Origin of the sequence: Streptomyces violaceus (assembly GCF_036014075.1) — a bacterium.
Classification (GTDB): Bacteria; Actinomycetota; Actinomycetes; order Streptomycetales; family Streptomycetaceae; genus Streptomyces; species Streptomyces violaceus.
The window spans coordinates 2,226,799-2,246,526 of the sequence record NZ_CP107911.1 but is presented as its reverse complement, the minus strand read 5'-3'; the positions used below and the strand labels follow the sequence as shown (position 1 = coordinate 2,246,526).

Annotated in this window: 17 protein-coding genes; 8 read left to right on the top strand and 9 right to left on the bottom strand. The window is 70.7% G+C overall.

From position 1 onward, the window contains the following. Nucleotides 1-17: 17 nt before the first annotated feature. Together OG542_RS10010 and OG542_RS10005 are read left to right on the top strand one after the other, a co-directional pair. Nucleotides 18-416 (top strand): OB-fold nucleic acid binding domain-containing protein, encoded by a 399-nt coding sequence (locus tag OG542_RS10010; protein WP_078602751.1) that lies wholly within the window; start codon nt 18-20, stop codon nt 414-416. 3 nt (nt 417-419) lie between these two features. Continuing rightward, on the top strand, nt 420-1,151 hold the full coding sequence (locus OG542_RS10005; RefSeq protein WP_189721785.1) for a DUF3159 domain-containing protein: 732 nt from the start codon (nt 420-422) through the stop codon (nt 1,149-1,151). Between the two features lie 87 nt (nt 1,152-1,238). On the opposite strand, the gene OG542_RS10000 is transcribed toward OG542_RS10005, so the two are convergent. Continuing rightward, nucleotides 1,239-1,916, bottom strand: a complete 678-nt coding sequence (locus tag OG542_RS10000) for a potassium channel family protein (RefSeq protein WP_189721784.1) — start codon at nt 1,914-1,916, stop codon at nt 1,239-1,241. Further along, nucleotides 1,916-2,587, bottom strand: a complete 672-nt coding sequence (locus OG542_RS09995; RefSeq protein WP_114255765.1) for a potassium channel family protein — start codon at nt 2,585-2,587, stop codon at nt 1,916-1,918. The genes OG542_RS10000 and OG542_RS09995 overlap by 1 nt, the downstream gene beginning before the upstream one ends. A 271-nt stretch (nt 2,588-2,858) precedes the next feature. On the opposite strand from OG542_RS09995, the gene OG542_RS09990 reads away from it, so the two are divergent. The 3 genes from OG542_RS09990 (at nt 2,859) to OG542_RS09980 (ending at nt 7,570) form a co-directional block, all read left to right on the top strand. Further along, nucleotides 2,859-3,773: an adenosine kinase gene (locus OG542_RS09990; protein ID WP_328410067.1), complete on the top strand. Its 915-nt coding sequence runs from the start codon at nt 2,859-2,861 to the stop codon at nt 3,771-3,773. A 265-nt stretch (nt 3,774-4,038) separates the two neighbouring features. Continuing rightward, complete coding sequence (locus OG542_RS09985) at nt 4,039-6,090, top strand: APC family permease (RefSeq protein ID WP_328410065.1); 2,052 nt, start codon at nt 4,039-4,041, stop codon at nt 6,088-6,090. A gap of 151 nt (nt 6,091-6,241) precedes the next feature. Then, nucleotides 6,242-7,570: a class I SAM-dependent RNA methyltransferase gene (locus OG542_RS09980; protein ID WP_328410063.1), complete on the top strand. Its 1,329-nt coding sequence runs from the start codon at nt 6,242-6,244 to the stop codon at nt 7,568-7,570. A gap of 467 nt (nt 7,571-8,037) precedes the next feature. Here OG542_RS09980 and OG542_RS09975 read toward each other — a convergent pair whose 3' ends face one another. Then, nucleotides 8,038-9,777, bottom strand: coding sequence for a SpoIIE family protein phosphatase (locus tag OG542_RS09975; RefSeq protein ID WP_328410061.1), 1,740 nt, complete (start codon nt 9,775-9,777; stop codon nt 8,038-8,040). A 781-nt stretch (nt 9,778-10,558) separates the two neighbouring features. Then, nucleotides 10,559-11,788, bottom strand: coding sequence for a flavin-containing monooxygenase (locus OG542_RS09970; RefSeq protein ID WP_328410059.1), 1,230 nt, complete (start codon nt 11,786-11,788; stop codon nt 10,559-10,561). A 706-nt stretch (nt 11,789-12,494) separates the two neighbouring features. Between OG542_RS09970 and OG542_RS09965 the strand changes: the two genes are divergently transcribed. The 3 genes from OG542_RS09965 (at nt 12,495) to OG542_RS09955 (ending at nt 14,842) form a co-directional block, all read left to right on the top strand. After that, nucleotides 12,495-12,803, top strand: coding sequence for a hypothetical protein (locus OG542_RS09965; RefSeq protein ID WP_328410057.1), 309 nt, complete (start codon nt 12,495-12,497; stop codon nt 12,801-12,803). 49 nt (nt 12,804-12,852) lie between these two features. Further along, entirely contained in the window at nt 12,853-14,112 is a 1,260-nt protein-coding gene (locus tag OG542_RS09960; RefSeq protein WP_328410055.1) for a nucleotide sugar dehydrogenase, read from the top strand. A 199-nt stretch (nt 14,113-14,311) separates the two neighbouring features. Beyond that, the gene (locus OG542_RS09955) at nt 14,312-14,842 is read left to right on the top strand and encodes an EF-hand domain-containing protein (protein WP_328410053.1); all 531 of its coding nucleotides are present in this window, start codon (nt 14,312-14,314) and stop codon (nt 14,840-14,842) included. Nucleotides 14,843-14,954: 112 nt separating this feature from the next. Here the strand turns inward: OG542_RS09955 and OG542_RS09950 are convergent, their stop codons facing one another. The 5 genes from OG542_RS09950 to OG542_RS09930 form a co-directional block, all read right to left on the bottom strand. Then, nucleotides 14,955-15,371 (bottom strand): DUF6917 domain-containing protein, encoded by a 417-nt coding sequence (locus tag OG542_RS09950; RefSeq protein ID WP_328410051.1) that lies wholly within the window; start codon nt 15,369-15,371, stop codon nt 14,955-14,957. 26 nt (nt 15,372-15,397) lie between these two features. Continuing rightward, nucleotides 15,398-16,345, bottom strand: coding sequence for a Gfo/Idh/MocA family protein (locus OG542_RS09945; protein ID WP_328410047.1), 948 nt, complete (start codon nt 16,343-16,345; stop codon nt 15,398-15,400). Then, complete coding sequence (locus OG542_RS09940; RefSeq protein WP_328410045.1) at nt 16,342-17,469, bottom strand: Ldh family oxidoreductase; 1,128 nt, start codon at nt 17,467-17,469, stop codon at nt 16,342-16,344. Before OG542_RS09940 ends, OG542_RS09945 begins: the two co-directional genes overlap by 4 nt. 63 nt (nt 17,470-17,532) lie before the next feature. Beyond that, nucleotides 17,533-18,825 (bottom strand): M20/M25/M40 family metallo-hydrolase, encoded by a 1,293-nt coding sequence (locus OG542_RS09935; RefSeq protein WP_328410043.1) that lies wholly within the window; start codon nt 18,823-18,825, stop codon nt 17,533-17,535. After that, nucleotides 18,822-19,727: a sugar phosphate isomerase/epimerase family protein gene (locus OG542_RS09930; protein ID WP_328410041.1), complete on the bottom strand. Its 906-nt coding sequence runs from the start codon at nt 19,725-19,727 to the stop codon at nt 18,822-18,824. The genes OG542_RS09935 and OG542_RS09930 overlap by 4 nt, the downstream gene beginning before the upstream one ends. Nucleotide 19,728 lies beyond the last annotated feature (1 nt).

Below are 19,728 nucleotides of genomic sequence, written 5' to 3'. Positions count from 1 at the left end.
CCCGGTACGCTCTAGTCATGAGTGCTGTTCCTCGTTCGCAGAAGCCGGCGGGCCGGTTCCGGCGCATGCTCGACCGGCTCTCCTCGTCGCAGGAGGACCTGGAGTCCGAGGAGCTGCGCGAGGACACCGAGACGACCGGCTGTATCCGGATCGGAGACTGTCAGGACCGGCAGATAGTGACGGTTACTGGTACCTTGCGCACGGTCACCCTGCGACCGCGCGCGGGAGTCCCGGCCCTGGAGGCCGAGCTGTTCGACGGCTCCGCCGCACTGGACGTGGTGTGGCTCGGCAGGCGCTCCATCGTCGGAATAGAGCCGGGGCGCAAGCTGATCGCATCGGGCCGGATCTCGATGAGCCGGGGCCGCCGGGTGCTGTTCAACCCCAAGTACGAACTGAGACCCCTCGGACGGGAGTAGCCGGTGACGTCGCTCGACAAGCCGACCGAAGAGACATCTGCGGACGACGCCCGGGCGGTGACCGAGGCCGCCCTGTTCGAAGCGTTCGGCGGCGTCCGGGGCATGGTCGAGACGGTGCTGCCCGGCCTGCTCTTCGTCACCATCTACACGATCAACAAGGACCTGCATCTGTCGGCGATCGCGGCACTGGCCGTGTCGCTGGTGCTGGTCGTGGTCCGGCTGGTGATGAAGGACACCGTCAAACACGCCTTCAGCGGTGTCTTCGGTGTCGCCTTCGGTGTCGTCTTCGCGATGATGACCGGCAACGCCAAGGACTTCTACCTGCCCGGCATGCTCTACACGCTGGGCCTTGGACTCGCGTACATCGTCACCACGCTGTGCGGTGTCCCGCTGATCGGGCTGATCCTCGGCCCGGTCTTCAAGGAGAACCTCTCCTGGCGTACGCGGAACCCCGGCCGTAAGAAGGCGTACGCGAAGGCCAGTTACGCGTGGGGTGCGATCCTGCTCGCCAAGTGCGCGATCCTCTTCCCGCTGTACTGGTGGGCCGACACCACACAGCTGGGCTGGGTCCTGATCGCCCTGAAGATCCCGCCGTTCCTGCTCGCCGTGTGGCTGACGTGGGTGTTCCTGGCGAAGGCGCCCGCGCCGATCGATGTGTTCGCGGAGATGGAGGCCGAGGAGAAGGCCGCCGAGGAGAGGGAGCGGGAGGCCGCCGCCCGGTCCGCCGAGCAGTGATCTCCGAGAGCTGACCTCGAGAGCTGAGAGAGGGGGCGTCCTGGTAGCCCAGGGCGCCCCCTCCTGCTTGCCCCGAAGGGCACCGCCTCAGCTCTTCGCGCTGTCCCGCCGCACCGACAGCAGGTCCTCCAGCTGCTCCTCGCGCGCCTGCGCGGCCACGAAGAGGAGTTCGTCGCCCGCCTCCAGGGAGTCCTCCCGGGACGGGGTCAGGACGCGGGTGCCGCGGATGATCGTGACCAGGGACGTGTCCTCGGGCCACTCGACGTCACCGACCTGCGTGCCGGCCAGGGCCGACTCCTCCGGCAGGGTCAGCTCGACCAGGTTGGCGTCGCCGTGGCTGAAGCGGAGCAGGCGGACCAGGTCGCCCACGCTCACCGCCTCCTCGACCAGGGCCGACATCAGACGCGGGGTGGAGACGGCGACGTCCACGCCCCAGGACTCGTTGAAGAGCCACTCGTTCTTCGGGTTGTTCACCCGCGCGACCACCCGCGGCACGCCGTACTCCGTCTTGGCGAGCAGCGAGACGACCAGGTTCACCTTGTCGTCGCCGGTCGCGGCGATGACGACGTTGCAGCGCTGGAGCGCCGCCTCGTCCAGGGAGGTGATCTCGCAGGCGTCGGCGAGCAGCCACTCGGCCTGCGGGACGCGTTCGACCGAGATGGCAGTCGGCGCCTTGTCGATGAGCAGGACCTCGTGGCCGTTCTCCAGCAGCTCGCCCGCGATCGAGCGGCCGACCGCGCCGGCTCCGGCAATGGCGACCCTCATCAGTGACCGCCCTCCTCTTCGGGACCCTTGGCGAACGCCGCCTCGACCGTGTCGACCTCGTCGGTGCGCATCATCACGTGCACCAGGTCGCCCTCCTGCAACACCGTCTGCGAGGTGGGCAGGACCGCCTCGCCGAGCCGGGTCAGAAACGCCACGCGCACGCCGGTCTCCTCCTGGATCCGGCTGATCTTGTGGCCGACCCAGGCGGTGGAGGCGTGCACCTCGGCGAGCTGGACGCCGCCCGTGGGGTCGCGCCACAGCGGCTCGGCGCCGGACGGGAGCAGCCGGCGAAGCATCTGGTCGGCCGTCCAGCGGACGGTCGCGACGGTGGGGATGCCCAGGCGCTGGTAGACCTCGGCGCGGCGGGGGTCGTAGATGCGCGCGGCGACGTTCTCGATGCCGAACATCTCGCGGGCCACGCGGGCGGCGATGATGTTGGAGTTGTCACCGCTGGAGACGGCGGCGAAGGCGCCGGCCTCCTCGATGCCGGCCTCCCGCAGGGTGTCCTGGTCGAAGCCGACCCCGGTGACCCGGCGGCCGCCGAAGGAGGACCCCAGTCGGCGGAAGGCGGTGGGGTCCTGGTCGACCACGGCGACCGTGTGGCCCTGTTGCTCCAGGTTCTGGGCCAGGGCGGAGCCCACCCGCCCGCAACCCATGATGACAATATGCATCGCGTCACACCGCGCTTCCTGCAGGCCCTCTGACCTTCATGAATGTCGTGATCATGTCTCTCTTTCGGCTCGCCGGGCATCACAAACGCGGCCTGCGTGCGGGCCGCCGGGCAACATCATGCCGGTGGAATCAGGCCATGATGCCCTGCGGGGGCGGTGCCGCGTTCGACTGCCCGACTCCAACGTATCGGCAAAGTCGAGGGGGTTGCCGACGGCCCTGCCCGGGCCGGAGCCGGCTTCGACCCGGCCCTCGGCGGGGGAGGAAGACACCATGAGTACCGAGATCGACGTACTGGTCCTGGGCGGCGCGGGCGTGGACACGATCGTGCACGTGCCCGAGTTGCCCCTGCCGCTCGCCGACAGCCACATGATCCAGCCCGGGATCGTGACGCGCGCGGGCCAGAGCGGAGACTTCGTCGCCCTGGGGACGAGCGCGCTGGGCCTGCGCACCCACCACCTCGACATGCTGGGCGACGACCCCGAGGGCGACCTGGTCCGCGCCCTGCACCGCGACCGCGGGATCGCGCTCACCGCCGTCCCCCAGCCGCTCGGCACCAAGCGAGCGGTCAACCTCGTCGGCCCGGACGGCAGGCGGCTCTCCCTCTACGACGCCACGCGCGCGGCGGAGACGGACCGGCTGCCCGAGGCCACGGTGCGGGAACTGGCCGCCGTCAGCCGGCACGCCCACGTCGTCATCACCCAGCCGTGCGGTCACGCGCTGCCCGCCCTGCGCGAGGCCGGCGTGACGGTCTCGACCGATCTCCACGACTGGGACGGGTCCAACCCCTACCACGAGACCTTCGCCCACCAGGCCGACCTGGTCTTCCTGTCCAGCGCCGCCCTGGCCGACCCGGAGCGCACCATGCGGCGGATCACCGAACGGGGCCGGGCCCGGACGGTCGTCGCCACCGCCGGGGCCGACGGGGCGTACCTGCTGGCCGACGGCCGGCTGACCCACGTACCCGCCGCCGCACCCCCGGCGCAGGTCGTCGACTCCAACGGCGCGGGCGACGCCTTCGCCGCCGCGTTCCTCTACGCCTGGCTGAACGCCGAGCCGCCCCGCCGCTGCGCCCTGTACGGCACGGTGGCGGGGGCCTACGCCTGCACGGTGCCGTCGACCCGGGCCGACAGCATCGGGCGGGCGGAACTGTGTGCCCGGGTCACCGGCCTGGTCAGCGGCGGTTGATGCTGCGCACGCTCGCGAGAGTCAGGATTCCGAGGGCGATGACGGTGGCCGCGGCGCCGATCAGTTCTGCGGGCGTGTGCATGGGGCCTCCAGGGTCGACAACGGCCGGAAGACGGACGGGGCTTAGTCATATAGGCACGGGAACCAGGTGACCTGCGGAATCCGCAGCCGCAGCGGCCTCTGAATTCACTCGGAGAGCAGATGGGAGGCCGATGAGGGGTGGCGGGTGGGCGAGCCCGCAATCGAACGCTTACGATCCTCTGTTGTGTCCAAACTGACCGACGTGCCCAAGCGGATCCTGATCGGGCGCGCACTGCGCAGTGACCGGCTGGGGGAGACTCTCCTGCCGAAGCGCATCGCTCTACCCGTCTTCGCCTCCGACCCGCTGTCCTCTGTGGCGTATGCGCCCGGGGAGGTGCTGCTGGTCCTGTCCATCGCGGGCGTGACGGCGTACCACTTCAGTCCGTGGATCGCCGTCGCGGTCGTCGTACTGATGTTCACCGTGGTGGCCTCGTACCGGCAGAACGTGCACGCCTACCCCAGCGGCGGCGGCGACTACGAGGTGGCGAACACCAACCTCGGCCCCAAGGCGGGCCTCACGGTCGCCAGCGCGCTGCTCGTCGACTACGTCCTCACCGTCGCGGTGTCGATCTCCTCCGGGATCGAGAACCTGGGTTCGGCGATCCCGTTCGTGGTCGAGCACAAGGTTCTCTGCGCGATCGGCGTGATCGTGCTGCTGACGCTGATGAACCTGCGCGGGGTGAAGGAGTCGGGCTCGCTGTTCGCGATTCCGACGTACATCTTCGTCGCGGGCGTCTTCACCATGATCGCCTGGGGCGCCTTCCGGGGACTGGTCCTGGACGACACCATGCGGGCCCCGACGGCGGACTACGTCATCAAGCCCGAGCACCAGGGCCTCGCGGGCTTCGCCCTGGTCTTCCTGCTGCTGCGCGCCTTCTCCTCCGGCTGTGCCGCCCTCACCGGCGTCGAGGCGATCTCCAACGGCGTCCCGGCCTTCCGCAAGCCCAAGTCCAAGAACGCCGCGACCACCCTCGCGGCGATGGGCCTGCTGGCCGTCACCATGTTCTGCGGCATCATCGCGCTGGCCGCGGCGACCGACGTCCGCATGGCCGAGAACCCGGCCACCGACCTCGTCCACAACGGCGTCCCGCTCGGCGCGGACTACGTCCAGAACCCGGTGATCTCCCAGGTCGCCGAGGCCGTCTTTGGCAAGGGCAGCTTCCTCTTCATCATCCTGGCCGCGGCCACCGCGCTGGTGCTGTTCCTCGCCGCGAACACCGCCTACAACGGCTTTCCGCTGCTGGGCTCGATCCTCGCCCAGGACCGCTACCTGCCCCGCCAGTTGCACACCCGCGGCGACCGCCTGGCCTTCTCCAACGGCATCGTGCTCCTCGCGGGCGCCGCCGGACTGCTCGTCGGGATCTACGGCGCCGACTCCACGCGCCTTATCCAGCTGTACATCGTCGGCGTGTTCGTGTCCTTCACGCTCAGCCAGACCGGCATGGTCCGGCACTGGAACCGCCACCTGGCCACCGAGCGGGACCAGGCCAAGCGCCGCCACATGATCCGCTCGCGCGCGATCAACGCCTTCGGCGCCTTCTTCACCGGCCTGGTGCTCGTGGTCGTCCTCGTCACCAAGTTCACCCACGGCGCGTGGGTCGCCCTGCTCGGCATGGTGATCTTCTACGCGGTGATGACGGCCATCCGGAAGCACTACGACCGCGTCGCCGAGGAGATCGCCGCCCCCGACGGCCCGAACGACGACACCGTGCGGCCCTCCCGCATCCACTCCGTCGTCCTGATCTCCAAGATCCACCGCCCGACACTGCGCGCCCTGGCCTACGCCAAGCTGATGCGCTCGGACAGCCTGGAGGCGCTGAGCGTCAACGTCGACCCGGAGGAGACCAAGGCGCTGCGGGCCGAGTGGGAGCGGCGCGGCATCGACGTACCGCTGAAGGTTCTGGACTCGCCCTACCGCGAGATCACGCGGCCGATCATCGAGTACGTCAAGGGACTGCGCAAGGAGTCGCCGCGGGACGCGGTGTCCGTGATCATCCCCGAGTACGTCGTCGGCCACTGGTACGAGCACCTGCTGCACAACCAGAGCGCACTGCGGCTGAAGGGCCGGCTGCTGTTCACGCCGGGGATCATGGTGACCTCGGTGCCGTACCAGCTCCAGTCCTCCGAGGCGGCCAAGCGGCGGGCCCGCAGGCAGCAGGACTGGAACGCGCCGGGTTCGGTACGGCGGGGGCCGGCGCAGGTGCGGTCGAAGGACTCCTCCGAACCGAAGGGCTGAGACCAGGGCTCCGACGGACCTGAGGCTTGTGTGAAACGGGCGTGAATCGGCCGGACGACACCCACGTAGACTGGTGGGCTGTTGTCCGGCCGATTCTCTTTGGCCGTTCGCTTTTGGTCGTTTCCCCTCACGCTTTTGGAGTCACCCCGCCATGCAGGCAGAACCGAGGAAGTCGCTGGTGGGGGAGGAGTACGAGGTCGAGGTCGGCCCCGTCGCCCACGGCGGCCACTGCATCGCCCGTACGTCCGAGGGCCAGGTGCTGTTCGTACGGCACGCGCTGCCCGGTGAGCGGGTCGTGGCGCGGGTGACGGACGGCGAGGAGGGCGCCCGGTTCCTGCGCGCGGACGCGGTGGACGTCCTGGACGCCTCCAAGGACCGGATCGACGTGCCCTGCCCGTTCGCCGGCCCCGGCCGCTGCGGCGGCTGCGACTGGCAGCACGCCAAGCCGGGCGCGCAGCGGCGCCTGAAGGCCGACGTGATCGCCGAACAGCTCCAGCGGCTCGCCGGGCTCACGCCGGAGGAGGCCGGCTGGGACGGCACGGTGCTGCCCGCCGAGGGCGACAAGCTGCCCGCGGGCCAGGTCCCCGCGTGGCGCACCCGCGTCCAGTACGCGGTCACCGCCGACGGCCGGGCGGGCCTGCGCCGGCACCGCTCCCACGAGGTCGAGCCGATCGACCACTGCATGATCGCCGCCGAGGAGGTCAGCGAGCTGGGCATCGAGAAGCGCGACTGGACCGGCATGGACTCCGTCGAGGCGATCGCGGCGACGGGTTCGCAGGACCGCCAGGTGGTCCTGACGCCGAAGCCGGGCGCGCGCCTGCCGCTGGTCGAACTGGACCGCCCCGTGTCCGTCCTGAGGGTGGACGAACGCACCGGCGGCGTCCACCGCGTCCACGGCCGCCCCTTCGTCCGCGAACGCGCGGACGGCCGGACCCACCGGGTCGGCAACGGCGGCTTCTGGCAGGTCCACCCGAAGTCGGCCGACACCCTGGTGACGGCGGTCATGCAGGGCCTGCTGCCGCGCAAGGGCGACATGGCCCTCGACCTGTACTGCGGCGTCGGCCTCTTCGCGGGCGCCCTCGCCGACCGGGTCGGCGACGGCGGGGCGGTCCTCGGTATCGAGTCCGGCAAGCGGGCGGTGGAGGACGCGCGGCACAATCTCGCCGAGTTCGACCGCGTGCGTATCGAGCAGGGCAAGGTCGAGAGCGTGCTGCCGCGCACGGGCATCACGGAGGTCGACCTGATTGTGCTTGACCCGCCGCGGGCCGGGGCGGGGCGGAAGACGGTGGAGCATCTGTCGTCGCTGGGGGCGCGGCGGATTGCGTATGTCGCTTGCGATCCCGCTGCGTTGGCGCGGGACTTGGGGTATTTCCGGGACGGGGGGTATCGGGTGCGGACGCTTCGGGCGTTTGATCTGTTTCCCATGACCTCGCATGTGGAGTGCGTGGCCATCTTGGAGCCTGCAGCAAAGGGGCTCTGACCTGCTGCTCCTCTGGATTCCTGAGGATCGCCGGTGGTTCCTCGAGCTGTTCTCCAAGGTGCATGGTGTGGAGTCTTGCCGTATGTCCGGGAGGGCTTCCGACCTGCGGTGTCGACAGCTGCCAGGAGGGCCCCGGGCTCCGGAATGCGATATTCACATGGACGTCCGGTGCCACTCGTGACGCTCACCTGACGCTCGTTCTGATGGCATGTCAGGGACTTTCGCTGGGTGGTCCGGAGGTCGACGAGCAGGGGAAGGCGAAGCGCGGGGGCGGCCTTCGTCGGTAGGGCGACTTCCCGGGTGACGTCAAGGACTGCGTTCTGGCCCCGCTCCCCGGCGGAGCAGTGCGGGGCCCGCAGCGCGCGAAGTTCTCGCGCGGCGGAGCGAGGCGTTCGAAGCCTCAGCCCACCGGCTCAGGAGCTTCGACCGTCTCCCGTTCCGCCCACTCGATCTGCCCCACGCCCCGGTCAGGCGGGTCCTACGTGAGGGGGTGTGCGCAGCGCGATCATGGCGACGTCGTCGTCGTTGTCGCTGGGGCGGACCTGATCCAGCAGCAGGTCGCAGAAGGAGTCGAGGGGGCGGTGGGCGAGGGAGGCCGCGTGTCGGCGCAGGCGGTCAAGCCCGTGATCGATGGAGTGGTGCGGGGATTCGACCAGTCCGTCGGTGTAGAGCAGGAGCGTGGCCTGGGGTGGCAGGACGGTGACGGCGTCGGGGCGAGGTCTGGTGACTCCGGTTCCGAGGAGTATGCCGTGAGCCTCGTCGAGGTAGCGGGTCTGGCCGTCGTGGGTGATGAGCAGGGGTGGCGGGTGGCCGGCGTTCGTCCAGCGTAGGCGCCACAGTGTGTCATTCCCGAGGGTGAGCCTGGCGAGGATCATGGTGGCCATGGGTACCTCGGCTATGTGCATCACGGCATCGTCGAGCCGTGTGACGACGGCGCTGGGTGCGGCCTCGGGGTGGGACCAGGCGAAGGCGCGCAGCATGTTGCGGACCTGCGCCATGCCGGCTGCGGCGTCGAGATCGTGTCCGACGACGTCGCCGATGGCCAGTGCGTGGGCGTGGGCGGCCAGAGCGAAGGCGTCGTACCAGTCACCGCCCACGGAGGAGGCGTCCGGAGCGGGTACGTAGCGCGCGGTCATCTCCAGCCCGGGCAGGACGGGCAGCTGGGGCAGCAGGTGGCGTTGCATGGTCTCGGCGACTTTGCGTTGGCGCTGGTACAGGCGCGCGTTGTCCAGCGCCAGGCCCGCCCGGCGGGTGAGGTCCTCCAGCAGCGGCAGGTCGGCAGGGGTGAAGGCGTCGTGACGCTGGGCGCGGCCCAGGGTCAGGGCGCCGAGTACGTCGCGCAGTCCGCGAATGGGTGCGATGACGGCGGAGTGCATACCTGTCGCGGTGAACAGGCGCTGCTGCTCGACCGCTATGCCGGAGTCGGGCGGACCTTGGTAGGTGGCGGGGCCGGCGAGGGAGGAGGCGGCGCCGCGCAGGGCCCGTGACAGGGGCATCGGTGACTCTGCCGGCACCGGAGGCATCGGGCCTTGCAGGTCGTCCCGCTCGACGAGAATGCCGTCCTTGTGCTCCATCACGAGAACGCGTCGTACTTCGTCACGTTCGGTGAGCAGGTCGAACACTGCCCAGTCCGCGAGCCGGGGCACGGTCAGGGCCGCCAGTCGGTGCAGCGCCTCGTCGACGTCCAGGGTGGATGTGAGCTGCGTGGTCGTCTCCGCCAGCAGGGCCAGGCGGTCCAGTTCCGTCAGCGGCGCGGAGTGCCCGCCGTCGCTGTGGCGCACGTCCTCTGGCTTCGGCTCGTACAGCATCGCCAGCGCACCTGTCCCGCCCGGGCCGGGTGAGTAGGGCGTGACCAGCCAGGACAACTGGACGAGAGTGCCGTCCCCGCGAGCGAACCACTCGGCGTCGCCATGCTTGGTGTCCCCCGTGAGGAGCGCCTTCCTCATCCGGCAGCGCGTGCGCGGCACCGAGTGCCCGTATCTGTCCCGGTGCAGTAGGTCGTGGAAGTCCTGACCGACGAGTTCTGAGGCTTCCCTGCTCAGCAGGCTTTGTGCCGCGCTGTTGACCGCGATGATGAGGCCATCGTCATCGACCGCGATGGCGGACGCCCGCAGGTTTTCCAGCGTTCCGTCGAGCAGGGCGCCAGAACGCGGCTGATGCCCGGACAGGGGAACACTTTCCCTGCCGGGAAGGGCGACGTCGTCCATGTCCCTCCTCTGTTCAAGTCCGAATCGAGCCGAGTACCCCAACCGGAGTCCGGCATGCATCGAAGGCTTGTCTTCCCTGCTGCGACTGCCCGAGCACATCCTGGTGGCGCCGGAGGAAGCCGTCCTTGAAGTTCCGAATGCCGGTCGCGAGTGATGAGGAGGAGTGAACTATCGGAAAACGGTCCCTGAGTTGGTGTTCTTCGTGACTCGTCCGGGACGACCTCTTTTCGATGACGTCGCACGTGGAGTGCGTGGCGATTCTCGAGCCTGCTACAAAGGGGCTCTGACCTGCAGTTTTCCTGGTTGCTCAGGCGCGTCCGGGTGCGCTGGACGTGTTCCCCGAAATACACGGCGTGGAATGTGTCCTGGTGCCGGGGTGTGGGTTTGACCTGCGGCTTCGTGGGTCGTCTCGCGAGGTGATGGACGCGTTCTCCTCGTCCATTGGGGCGTATGGGAAACCGTCCTGACGCTCACATCAAACGGGAGGAGCATCCGCACTCTTTCCCACGTCGGGACAGCCACCTTCTCCTCGCCGGGACGGCCTCCACCCGCTGCAGGGCATGGGTTGCGATCCACCGGCCGCCTCCATGGCGGCGGCCCGGCGCCGTCAGCTGACGAGAAGGAGGCCGGCAGGTCCTGGGGGGAGCCTTATGGGTCACCGCACCTGCTGTTCCGCCCCCTGCCGGCGGCCTAGGAGGCAGGGACTGTGTCGCCGTAGGCGCGAGGCCATCCACTCGCCCTGCCGGGCACGCCGCTGAAGGACAGAGATTCCGAGGCCCCGTCAACTTGAAGCGTGCCCTCTGTGGAGTGTGTCGGCCGTGCGGTCGCCGACGCGGGGGGAGGGAAGGGGGACCCGCGCCGTCTCGCGCCGTAACGCCTGCGTGATGGCGCGCGCTTCGATGCCGGCCTGGCGAAGGACACCCGTGAGGGGATTGGTGTATCCGGTGAAGTACAGGCGCGGGGCTGCGGGATGGGTTTCTGGCCCTACGGCGAGGGGTTGCCCGTCCTCGTTGAGTACGCCCAGGGACCCGACCAGGTTGTGCAGGTTGGGCTGGTACCCGGTGGCGGCGATGACCGTGTCGGGTCGCAGCCGGGTGCCGTCGGCCAGTAACACGTCGGGGCCCTCGAACGCCTGGACGGCTGCGACCGGCTCGACCTGCCCGGACCGGACGGCGTCCACGAAGCCGTGGTCGAGCACCGGGTTGACCCCTTCGCGGGCATTGCGGGTGTACAGGCCCGTGCGGGGCCGCGGCAGTCCGCGGGAGGTCAGGTCGGGCACCGCGAGACGTTGCGTGAGCAGGGAGGTGCGGTCGCGCCACGTGAGTGGGAGGACCTCCGTCAGCCGACCGACCGCGTGCCATCGGGCGCTGGAGCGGGGAAGAATGTTGGGTGGGGTACGGACCGCGATTCGTACCCGTTCGGCTCCCGCCCCGGCGAGGACACTCGCGATCTCGGTACCGCTGTTACCGGCGCCGACCACCAGGACGTCCCGCCCGCGGTAGGGGGCCGGAGATCGGTAGTGGGCCGAGTGGAGCAGCGTGCCGGTGAAGGTCGAACGTCCGGGCCAGTCGGGGATGTTCGGGGTGTGGCAGCGGCCGGTGGACACCACGACCGCACCAGCAGTCACTGGGCGGTCGGGGGTGTGGACCAGCCACTGTGCCCCTGAGCCCGGCTCGGCCCGTTCGATGCGCTGCACCAGGGTAGTCAGCCGGACGTCGAGTCGGTGATGGGCGACGTAGCTCTCCAGGTATCGCACGTACTCGTCACGGCCTACCCACGGGCCCGCTTGGCGCGGCACCGACAGGCCGGGGAGTTTCGAGGCGCCGAGGGTGGTGTGCAGGCGCAAATGGTCGTAGCGCTGCGCCCAGCTTGCTCCCACTTGGTCCGACCGTTCCAGGATCACGGCCAGCACCCCGGAGCGGCGCAGTAGTGCGGCGGCCGCCAGGCCGTGGGGGCCCGCTCCGATCACGATCGTGGGAGCGCTGAGGTCTCGCTGTGGTGTCGGGAGCATCGCCTCTTACAACGGCGGAATGCGGCTCACGTCACGCTCGACGGAAGGCATCAAAGCCTGTGGGGTCGCGATGTCGGCTGTTCACCCGGCCTTGAAGGAACAGCCGAGGAGCACCCGGCGGAGCCGGTGCGGGGCATGGACGCCGGGTGGAAACAGCTCGCCGAGCGTCTCGAGGAGGCGGGGTCGGCGGCGAAGGTCTCCATTGAGGTGCAGGACGACGGGCGGGTGAAGCCGAACGTCGACAAGCTGGGCCGTTGGCCTCCGAGCCACGGTAGCGATCTTGTTGGCGGACATCTGCGGACCTCACTCCAGCGAGCGATTGAACTGCGAAGACGCCCCGAGTCGCATCTGATGCGAAAATCTCGCGTCAGATGCGAAAGACGGACAGGGACGGCGGATCGGTGTTTCGGCGCACCCGAGTTCGCAGGCAACGCTGCCGTGCGGGGGGCACGATCTTCCCCGGGTGGCCGCTGGTAGGCAGCCGACTTGGGATCGCCTGAGCCACAACCGGTTTCTCGCCGAGACGGTGAACCGGTGCCCGGCCCCGTGCGCGTCAGACACCGACGGGGCGCGCGGATCACCGACCGTGGCGTCAATTTCATTTGACTGCATCACTGGTTCGGGCGCATCAGGGTTGGGCCGTGCTTAGCGGGTGCATCTCCCGAAAAGAATCATTTCGACAACACACTGCCGAAAGGGCCAATTCATGCGCTGCGCCACGGTCTTCATGTTCGCCGCTGCCGGTGCGCTGCTCGCGGCGAGCGCCGCCACTGGCACCGCTGCCGCGGCGGAGCAGGGCGACGTTGTGGTGTTCACTACGGAAGCGACGCCACTGACTGTCTATCGCGATCCGCAAGGGTGCCAGAAGCTTCCGCCCGACGCGCATGTGCTGACGAACCACACCGATCGTCCGGTCACCGTCCACGCCGACCCGTTCTGTCTGACCCCCGGCCTCACCGTGGAGCCCGGACACGGCTCGCACGTGGCGCCCGGCAGCGGCAGTTTCTCCGCCTGAGACACCGCTGTTCCCGTTCACCCCCACACACTCAGGAGAACGTACGCACATGGCCACAGATCTCGTCGTCATCGGGCTGGGGCATGTCGGGCTGCCGCTCTCCAGAGCCGCGGTCTCGGCAGGTCTGGCGACCATGGGGTACGACGTGTCCGGCACGGTGGTGTCGGGACTCGCCGCAGGCCGTTCCCATGTCGGCGGAGTCTTCGACGGCGAGGTCGCGGTCATGCTGGACGCGGGCTTTCATGCCACGACCGACCCAGCGGTCCTGGACGGCGCGCAGACCGTGGTGATCTGTGTGCCGACCGGACTCACACCGGAGGGCTTACCCGACCTGTCCGCGGTCGAGGACGCAGCCCGGGTCGTCGCCGCCCGGCTGCGCCCCGGCATGCTCGTCGTCCTGGAGTCCACCAGCTATCCCGGCACCACGGAGGACGTCGTGCGGCCGCTGCTGGAGCACGGCAGCGGGCTGCGGGCGGGCGAGGATTTCCACCTGGCGTATTCGCCGCAGCGCATCGACCCCGGCAACGAGATGTGGACCATCCGCAACACGCCCAAGGTCGTGAGCGGTTGCAGCTCTCTGTGCGCCAAGTACGCCGTCGCGTTCTACTCCCGGTTCGTGGACCACCTCGTCCTCGCCCGCGGCACGCGGGAGGCGGAGATGGCCAAGCTTCTCGAGAACACCTACCGGTACGTCAACATGGCCCTGGTCGACGAAGTGGCACTGTTCTGCCACGAGACCGGCATCGACATCTGGGACGTGCTGCACTGTGCCGCGTCCAAGCCGTTCGGCTTCGCACCCTTCAGGCCCGGGCCCGGCGTCGGTGGGCACTGCATTCCCGTCGACCCCCGCTATCTCACCGCGCGGGCCGAATCCCAGGGATTCGCCTTCCGCACGCTGGCAGCCGCACACGAGGTCCTCGGCCGCATGCCGAACCATGTCGTGGACCGGGCGCTGGCCCTGCTCACCGATGCCCGGGGCCGCTCTGAGGGCGCACGGGCCCTGCTCCTCGGAATCACCTACAAAGCGGATGTGGCCGACGTCCGGGAGACGCCGGCGCACCCGGTGGCGGCAGGATTGCTTGCCGCCGGTGCCGAGGTGTACTACCACGACCCGTACATAGCCGAGTTCACTGTCGGCGACCGGTCTCTGCGGCGCGCCGAGAACCTCCAGGAAGCCATGGCCCAGGCCGATGTGGCGATCCTGTTGCAGGATCACGCCTGTTACGCCAGGGAAGCACTGGGCCAGGCTCGCTGCGCCCTGCTCGACACCCGCGGCACGGCCGTGGGCAGCCGGGTCACCCATCTCTGACCCCCCTCGCTCCGGCTTGAGCCGGTGCCTCCTCGCGCCCGCCTGAGCCGGCGTCCCCCCTGCCGGCCGTCGCCGGCCCCAGAGCCCGCGCAGGGCGGTACCGCCCTGCGCGGTCGCGGCCCTGCCCAGGTGCCGCGGTCCGTCATCCACCCGACACCACTCGACATCATCGGACACCGTCCGAGACTAGGAGAGACACATGAGCACCGCTGTCGCCAACGACCGCCTGGTGAAGCGCTTCGAGAAGTGGGACACCGACGGCAACGGCGTCCTGGAGGCGAGCGACTTCCAGGGCGAGGCCGCCCGGATCGCCCAGAACCTCGGCAAGAGCGCCGACTCCCCTGAGGTGCAGGAGCTCCACAGTGCCTTCCAGGGGCTGTACGAGCACCTCGCCCAGAAGGCCGGCGTCCCCGGTGGCGCCATCAGCCGGGAGCAGTTCCTCGACGCCACGGGGGAGTTGCTGTTCAAGGAGGGTGAGGCGAGCTTCAACCGTGCGCTCTCTCCCATCGTGAAGGCATTGGTCCGCCTGTGCGACGACAACCACGACGGTGAGATCGACGCCCGTGAGTTCCAGGCGTGGCTGTCCGCCGTCGGCGTGCCGGCCTCCCAGGCCGGGAAGATGTTCCAGAAGGTGGACACGAACGGCGACGGAAGGCTGTCCGAGGACGAACTGCTGCAGGTCGTCCGTGACTTCCACTTCGGCAGCCTGGAGGTCGATCTGCTCGGCTGACCTGCCGAGCGGCAGCTGTGACCCGGGTGGGTAACCACCCGGGCTCCACCGCCACCGGATGGCGCCGCCCGTTCACCGGGCCGGGGCCATCCGGTGCGCGACCTGATGCCCTTCAGGCACCGGGCGGCGCGGGAACCGTGCCCTGGTCCCCGGCCCGGCCCTGGACGAAGGTGACGGCGGTCTCCGGCCGCAGGCCCAAATCCCTGCCGCTGACCGGACGCGCCGCGTGGATCAGGATGTTGTAGTGGTTCGGTAGGTGGCAGGCGTCGAAGCCGAGCACCGTGCCGACCGTCGTGTCCGCGATCCGGACCAGATCACCCCGGTCGATCACACCGCCGCACAGCAACTCGGTGAAGCCCAGGAAACCGACCCGGTCGATCCGTGCGCCGGGGTGCGGGTCCCACTGGTCGGTGGTGACCAGTTCGTGCACCTCGCCCTGGCGTACGCAGCGTGCCGCGTGCTCCTCCAACCGCATGCCGCGGTCCGTGCGGCGGTGCACGAGCACCTTGACCAGTGATCCGCGCACCATGCGCTTCGGACCGTCCTCCGCCGGATTCACCGGTCCGCCTCTGCTGCCGTCGCATGCGGTGCGGGCCGGGCGCAGCGGTAGGCCGCCTCGACCAGTTCCAGCGAGGGCAGGCCACCGTGCGCCCCCGGGCCGGCCGGGGCACCGGTACGGACCAGCGCGGCGAACTCGGTGAGGATCGCCTCGTACTCGTGCCACAGCGACGCCTTGAAGCCGGTGTGTACGGCCAGCATGTCGGCGTGCAGGACCTCTCCGTCGGCCAGCTCCACCTCGATGTCCTTGAGTTCCCCCGGGTACGACCAGTCCAGCTCGACCGAGGCCGTGGTTCCCGTGCGGCCACGCAGGCGGATCACCGCCTGACGGTCGATGCCGGAGCCGTCGCGGCGGATGTCGCAGCCGGTGACGGAGAGTTCACCGAGCAGCAGCCGCACCAGGTCGAGGGCGTTGGGGCCGTTGTCCGCCACACAGCCGCCGCAGCGGGCCGGGTCCAGATACCAGTCCTCGCCGCCGAGGTGCTCCTCGATGCGCTCCAGATAGCGCACCCGGACGGAGCGGATCTCCCGGCCCGTCGTCCGGCGTGCCAGTGCGCGGACGGCGTCGTTGTAGCGGCGGTGGAACGCCGTCATCAGCGGGACCCCGCCGCGCTGTGCCAGCTCCACCAGCAGGGACCCCTCGGCCGCGGTCAGGGCGAGGGGCTTCTCGACACAGACCGGGACGCCGACGGCCAGGGCATCCCGGCACAGGGGCAGGTGCACGTCGTTGGGCACGGCCACGACAAGGGCGTCCGGTCGCGCCCGGTCCAGCAGCGTGCGGAGGTCGCTGAAGCGTGCCGCCCGGCCGGGGAACTGCTCCAGGACCTCGGCACGGGCGTCGCACACGGCGGTCAGCCGCCACTCGGGCAGCCGCTCCGCGGCGGCCAGGTAGTAGGGGGAGATGGCGCCGAGACCTACGAGGCCGAGCCGCAAGGGCCCGGTCATCGCGGGCTCCCGGGACCGCCGAGGAGGCCGAGGGCGGTCAGCTCCGCATGGAGGTGCGGGGGCATGGGGATGCCGTGGCGGCGGCGCTCGGTGGCGAGTTCCGCCTCCCGCCAGCCCGGATAGCGCACCGGCTCGCCGCCGGGCACCGGCGGGCAGTCGACGAGCGTGCCGAACAGGGACCGGGTCGCAGCGGCCACGTCCGCGTCGGGTCGCAGCACCTCCGGGGCGATCGCGAGGAGGAAGAAGCCGATGTCGTCGTCGGTGCCGCGTGCCCGGCCGTCGCCTTCCAGTGCGGCGGGCGCGGGCCCCACGGCCGCGCCGGACACCACGGCGGCCAGCAGTTCCACGGCGATGCCGAGCCCGTAGCCCTTGTGGACGCCGGTCTCGGCCGTGCCGCCCAGCCAGCGCAAAAAGGCCTCGCCGCGGTCGAAGGCGGACGGGTCGGTCACCGGGTCGCCCGCCGCGTTCTCCAGCCAGCCGGCGGGCACCGAGGCGCCGCGGCGGGCGGCGACGCGGACCCGTCCGGTGGGCGCGACGGTGGTGCTCATGTCCAGCAGGAACGGGTGTCCGTCGAGGGCCGGCGCGGCGACGCTCAGCGGGTTGGTGCCGAGCATCGCCACCGCACCGCCCGGGGGGCGTGCGATGCGCTGGCCGCCGCAGTTGCTCGCGACCACGCCGATCATCCCGGCGTGCGCGGCGCGTACGGCGTGGAAGCCTGCGCACCCGAAGTGGGTGGCCCCGCGCACCGACACCAGTCCGACCCCGTGCCGGCCGGCCCGTGCCACGGCGTCGTCCATGGCCTCGGCCGCGGCCCACAGGCCCAGGGCGCGGCGGGCGTCGACGGCCGCGCAGGCGCCCAGGTCGGTGAGCGTCTCTGGTTCGGCGCGGGGGTCGCAGCGGCGGGACTCCAGCAATGGCAGGTAGAGCCGGGTGAGGTTGAACACGCCGTGCGAGTCGAGCCCGGTCAGGTCGCCGTGGCACAGCGCGTCCGCGGCGAGCCGGGCCCGCGCCTGAGGGATGCCGTGGCCGGTGAACAGGTGGGTGAGCGCGGCATGCAGCTCCGCGTGGTCGACGAGGACGGGTGCGCGCTCGACCGCCGCTCGCGGGGCGGTGGGTGCCGTCATACGGGATTCCTTACAGGGCGGGCCAGTTGTCTTCGTAGGTCGTTCGGTTGGGGGTGTGGTGCTCTACGGAGGCCGCTGCACTGACGCCGCCGGCACCGCTTCGGCGAAGAACATGACGAGCCGGCGGACCACGCCGGCGAACTCCTCCAGGTCGGCGAGGTCGACGAACTCACCGGGCGCGTGGGCGCGGTTGGCGGCTAGACAGCCGGGGCCGAGCACGGTGGTGAAGGCGTCGTCCAGGTCGGCCGCCCAGATGGCGTCGCACGTGAAGCCGGGGTCCTCAGCCGCCGGCCGGGCCCCTGCGCGGGCCAGGAGTTCCTCGGCCCACGGATCGGAGTCGTCCAGCGCGGGCAGGCCCTGTTTGTCCCAGCCGAGCCGGATGATCCGTTCCGCGTTCCGCGCCGTGTGGGCGAACTCCCGGGTGCGGGCGAACCGTTCGGTGAAGTGGCGCAGGGCTTCGGCGACGTGCCGGGTGACCTCGGTCTTCAGGCGGTCGCCGTCGGAGGTGCGGCGGTACGACAGGTTCATCAGCAGGGTGCCGGTGCCGTAAACGCGGTTGTGCGTGCGGCCCGTGTGCAGTCCGGCGACGCACACCCGCGTACCGGGTACGGCCCCGTCCAGGCGGGCGGCGAGGTGCTGTGCCAGGAATCCCAGCAGCACGGTGGCGTTGTGTCCGGCGTCCGGATGGTCGTCCACCGAGTCCGCGCCCTCGACGGTGATCCGGGCGGTCATCGCGGCGGTGGCTCGGGTCAGCGCGCGCAGTCCCGTCGGTTCGCAGAACACGTTGAGTCGGCCGTGGTGCCCGGCCTCCAGCAGCGGGCGGGTGCCGTAGGTGCCAAGGGCGCCGCCCTCCTCCCCGGCGACGGCCTGGAGCAGGACGGTGACGTCCCGGCCGACGGCGGGGTGGGACGTGGCGGCCCGCAGCCCGGCGAGGAGGGCCACGGCGGGCCCCTTGGCGTCGACCGCGCCCCGGCCGGTGAACCGCACGCCGTCGAAGGCGGGCGGGGCGTGTCCGGCGACGGTGTCCAGATGGACGTTGAACATCACGGTGTGCGCACGGGAACGCTCGGGTCCCAGTCGCAGCAGCAGACTGGGCTGGTCCGCGAGGAAGCGCGGATCGCGGGCGGCGGCGCGGACCGTGGACGGCACGCCCGGACGGTCCAGGCAGGCGGCGGGCGGACTGGCGAGGCGGACGGTGCGAAACCCCGCTTCGGCGGCGGCCGTCGCGTACCGCTGGAGGATCTCGGGCAGCCGGGACGGCGGATCGTCCGGGCCGGCCTCCAGGGGGTTGACGCTCGGCAGGCGCAGCAGGTCCAGCAGCAGCTCCCGGTGCCGGTCGGTGAACAGGCCGCTCACACCGAGCCGTCCAGCGGGCCAGTGGCCAGTTGTCCGGCGCCCAGCAGCCCGGCCAGCGCCTGTCCGGCCCGTACGAACAGGTCGGCGGCGTCCTCACCGGCCCGGGCCAGTCCCTCGTGGGGGCGCACGGCGAGATGGGGTTCCAGGGAGAGCGCTCCGGTGTAGCCGTGGGCGGTCAGCAGCCCCAGGCATTCCGCCACGCCGGCCTCACCCTCGCCGGGCAGGGTGTAGGCGGTGCCGCCGTCCGGCGTGCGGACGGCGTCCTTGATGTGCACATGGACGACGTACGGGGCGAGGTCGCGGAGCATGTCCGGGGCGCTGTAGCCGTACGGGACGCCGTTGCCGGTGTCGAACAGCAGCCGCAGGGCGGGGCTGTCCACGGCGCGCAGCAGTCGTAGCACGCGGTCGGCCCGGTCCCCGGCCCAGCCCGCGCAGTTCTCGTGCGCCAGCACCAGGCCGGCGCGCTCGGCGCGGTCCGCCAGGACGGCCGTGCGGGCCAGGACGCGGTCGGCCCACTCGGTCTCCGTCAGACCGTCGTTGGGGTACGACATGATCCGCACCAGACGGCAGCCGAGGGTGGCGCAGCGCTCGGCCAGGACGTCGAGTTCCGCCAGGTCCTGGCCGAGGTCGCCGGTGATGGGGCGGGACCAGTTGCCGATCCGGGAGGCGACGGCGGTCACGGTGACGCCGGCCTCCGCGAGCTGTCGGGTCAGCGTGCCGAAGGCGGCCGCGGAGAGGTCGGCGAGGGCCGTGCCGTCGACGGTGCGCAGTTCGATGGCGTTCCAGCCCAGGCGTCGCAGGGCGGCCAGTTGCCCGTCGGTGCCGGGCGCCGCCTCGTCGCCGATGCCGGTGAGCGGCCCGAATCCAAGGGCGCGAGGTCCGGCGGCGCTGTGCCGGGACATG

What these genes read in the sequence shown, in the direction of transcription:
- OG542_RS10010 (WP_078602751.1), top strand. Translation starts at nt 18, where the DNA reads ATGAGTGCTGTTCCTCGTTCGCAGAAGCCGGCGGGCCGGTTCCGGCGC.
- OG542_RS10000 (WP_189721784.1), bottom strand. Translation starts at nt 1,916, where the DNA reads ATGAGGGTCGCCATTGCCGGAGCCGGCGCGGTCGGCCGCTCGATCGCG.
- OG542_RS09995 (WP_114255765.1), bottom strand. Translation starts at nt 2,587, where the DNA reads ATGCATATTGTCATCATGGGTTGCGGGCGGGTGGGCTCCGCCCTGGCC.
- OG542_RS09990 (WP_328410067.1), top strand. Translation starts at nt 2,859, where the DNA reads ATGAGTACCGAGATCGACGTACTGGTCCTGGGCGGCGCGGGCGTGGAC.
- OG542_RS09980 (WP_328410063.1), top strand. Translation starts at nt 6,242, where the DNA reads ATGCAGGCAGAACCGAGGAAGTCGCTGGTGGGGGAGGAGTACGAGGTC.
- OG542_RS09975 (WP_328410061.1), bottom strand. Translation starts at nt 9,777, where the DNA reads ATGGACGACGTCGCCCTTCCCGGCAGGGAAAGTGTTCCCCTGTCCGGG.
- OG542_RS09970 (WP_328410059.1), bottom strand. Translation starts at nt 11,788, where the DNA reads ATGCTCCCGACACCACAGCGAGACCTCAGCGCTCCCACGATCGTGATC.
- OG542_RS09965 (WP_328410057.1), top strand. Translation starts at nt 12,495, where the DNA reads ATGCGCTGCGCCACGGTCTTCATGTTCGCCGCTGCCGGTGCGCTGCTC.
- OG542_RS09960 (WP_328410055.1), top strand. Translation starts at nt 12,853, where the DNA reads ATGGCCACAGATCTCGTCGTCATCGGGCTGGGGCATGTCGGGCTGCCG.
- OG542_RS09955 (WP_328410053.1), top strand. Translation starts at nt 14,312, where the DNA reads ATGAGCACCGCTGTCGCCAACGACCGCCTGGTGAAGCGCTTCGAGAAG.
- OG542_RS09950 (WP_328410051.1), bottom strand. Translation starts at nt 15,371, where the DNA reads ATGGTGCGCGGATCACTGGTCAAGGTGCTCGTGCACCGCCGCACGGAC.
- OG542_RS09945 (WP_328410047.1), bottom strand. Translation starts at nt 16,345, where the DNA reads ATGACCGGGCCCTTGCGGCTCGGCCTCGTAGGTCTCGGCGCCATCTCC.
- OG542_RS09940 (WP_328410045.1), bottom strand. Translation starts at nt 17,469, where the DNA reads ATGACGGCACCCACCGCCCCGCGAGCGGCGGTCGAGCGCGCACCCGTC.
- OG542_RS09930 (WP_328410041.1), bottom strand. Translation starts at nt 19,727, where the DNA reads ATGTCCCGGCACAGCGCCGCCGGACCTCGCGCCCTTGGATTCGGGCCG.